Below are 2,393 nucleotides of genomic sequence, written 5' to 3'. Positions count from 1 at the left end.
GATGGTTGCTCAGGAGACCGCCCTTGAGACACCGGATTCGGGATCTCCGGGTCCGTCACTGGCGGAGACGTCGGGATCGCCCTGATCCGTCATGAGGTTGTTGCATGATGCTTATTTGGTGTCGAAACCTTCAGGCGTGCCGATCCCACAGTGACGTCATGTTATGCGATTGTTGTGACATTGATTTTTAGGTTGAGCACAATTATATGTCTCTGGAAGCGAATGACTTAATTATAGATACGTTATATGAAAAATAAGACAAGGCTGGCACGGATGATAATTTGTTTCTTTTGAATAAGAATTAATGCTGTTCTTAGAATTATATCGAGTAATGCGATTATTTTGAAGAATGGAATTGTCTTCTTGAAATATACCATACATATAAAAGGTGAATGTTAGAATAAAAAATACCAGAACGGTTCGGATTAAAGCGAAGAGATTGGTGTTATGACAAGAGAAAAAGCTAGAAAACTAGAGTATTCTAGTACAATTCCAAATCGTTTGGACGTTCATCTTGGTTCACGGATCAGGCAGGAACGAATACGGCTCGGCATGAGCGTGGACTATGTTGCTGAGAGGCTTGACGTGGCAAACGCTGAAATAGAAAAGTATGAATCTGGTAGACAGCACATCTGTGGTTGGGACTTATACAAGATATCAATTATTCTTGGAGTATCTATTTTATATCTTTTTGCAGACAATCAGGAAAAGAATATCAATAGTAAAGACAACATAGATATTCTTAAAAACAGAATAGAATCTATTTTTAATAGAAAGTCTGATAATGGGGATCGTGATCATATAGTAGCTGATGATGAAGCTGAATTAATCAGGTCATTTGCAATGATCGATGACCAGAATGTTCGAAACTCTTTCGTTCAATTATTAAAAAGTTTTATAAATTACAACGCCAAGAGTGATTATATAAAGAATGATGAAATAATGTTATCATAATTTCTACTTATGAGGCGTTTCTAGTTATGAGACATTAATATGTCTACCTTCCCCGCAATCAGATTGGGGATGAGTAGGGAATGTAGGCCAGTAGCAACAGAATCGAAACTGACTCAGGCATGGCGTGATTGGTGCAGTCTGGCGAAGTAGTGACGCATACACGGCGAAACCAAGGGGCCAGATTATCCGCCGGCCGCGATCACGATGCCGATGACGAAGAGGAACAGCGCAAAGCTGCGTTTCAATGCCAAGCTGGAGGCCCGATTGGCGACATAGACACCTATCGGTGCTGTCGCCATCGCAGCGATTGAGGCCGCGATCGCGGCCGGCACGTAGACGTAACCGATCGTGCCCCAGGGCAAGGTATGCGAGTGGGGATGCAGCGTGAGCATGTCGTTTGCCGCGCTGGTCGCGGCGATCACCAATCCGCAGGCAGCGCTGGTGCCGACGGCGCGCACGGGTTTGACGCCGAGATGAACGAGGACCGGTACGGTCAATGACCCACCCCCGATCCCCACCATGGAGGAAATCGTCGCGATCCCAATTCCAGATGGGAATAACCAGAGTGAGCGGGGGATATGCCCGGATTCAGGGGCTCGAAGCGGGGCGACAAACGCCATGCGCCAGGCTGCGACCGCACAGAAACAGGTAATGATCAGACGTAACGCCAGACCGCTCACGAATTGGACGAGATGGGTTCCGATGATGCTACCGAGCACGAGACCCGGTGTCAGTCGGACCCAGGTTGACCCAAGGATGTTGCCGCTGCGGAGATGGGCGATAGTCGAGGACACGAAGGTCAACGTCATGCCGGCAAGCGCGGTTGCGACCGAAACCCGGATGATTTCGCTGGCGGGAACGCCCGATCTTGATAACGTCAGAGTGAGAGCGGCAACGATCAACAGACCACCCCCGATGCCGAGAAGGCCGCCAAGGAAGCCCGCGGAGGCACCTGCGAGGAGATAGAGGATAATATCAAGGACCACGGCAGCATCGTCTCCGGCAGTTCTGAAGGTGTCGATCAATTGCCTTAACGGGGTCCGGACACGAACGTAAGTTTTCTGGGCGTCAGGTCTGAAGGGGAGGGATCAATTGATACGGGGAATCATCCGCGATCGGGTGGATAGATCAGTGATCCGGTGATGCGGTGGTAATGGTGGCGGTCATCGCGACGAGAGCCGATGACGGTGCATGCCTCCTGGGATCATCCTGATTGATCCGTAGTGCCAGGAGGTCCGGTAGCAACGGAACCGAAAGTACGTTTCAGCGCCAAAAGGCGGCACCGATTTCAGGAAAATCAACACACTATCGTCGCAGCGGTCTTCTGCCTGCATAAAACCAGGGTTTGATGCATGCAGAAGACTTTCGCCGGAAACAGGTCAAAATTCTGTGATATTCGTGCAATAACCCATGCATCAATCTACCCGTAGATTACCCGT

The 2,393-nt window shown here is 49.1% G+C and carries 2 protein-coding genes; one reads left to right on the top strand and one right to left on the bottom strand.

The genetic code is table 11. The features are described 5' to 3' along the window. Nucleotides 1–447: 447 nt before the first annotated feature. On the top strand, nt 448–954 hold the full coding sequence (locus tag ACP5E6_RS18390) for a helix-turn-helix domain-containing protein (RefSeq protein ID WP_427956792.1): 507 nt from the start codon (nt 448–450) through the stop codon (nt 952–954). A gap of 182 nt (nt 955–1,136) precedes the next feature. On the opposite strand, the gene ACP5E6_RS18385 is transcribed toward ACP5E6_RS18390, so the two are convergent. Further along, the gene (locus tag ACP5E6_RS18385) at nt 1,137–1,940 is read right to left on the bottom strand and encodes a sulfite exporter TauE/SafE family protein (RefSeq protein WP_427956790.1); all 804 of its coding nucleotides are present in this window, start codon (nt 1,938–1,940) and stop codon (nt 1,137–1,139) included. Between the last annotated feature and the right edge of the window lie 453 nt (nt 1,941–2,393).

The organism is Acidiphilium sp. (genome assembly GCF_049977125.1).
GTDB lineage: Bacteria > Pseudomonadota > Alphaproteobacteria > Acetobacterales > Acetobacteraceae > Acidiphilium.
Note: the sequence above shows the minus strand (reverse complement) of the source record. Positions and strands in the feature narration are given on the sequence as shown.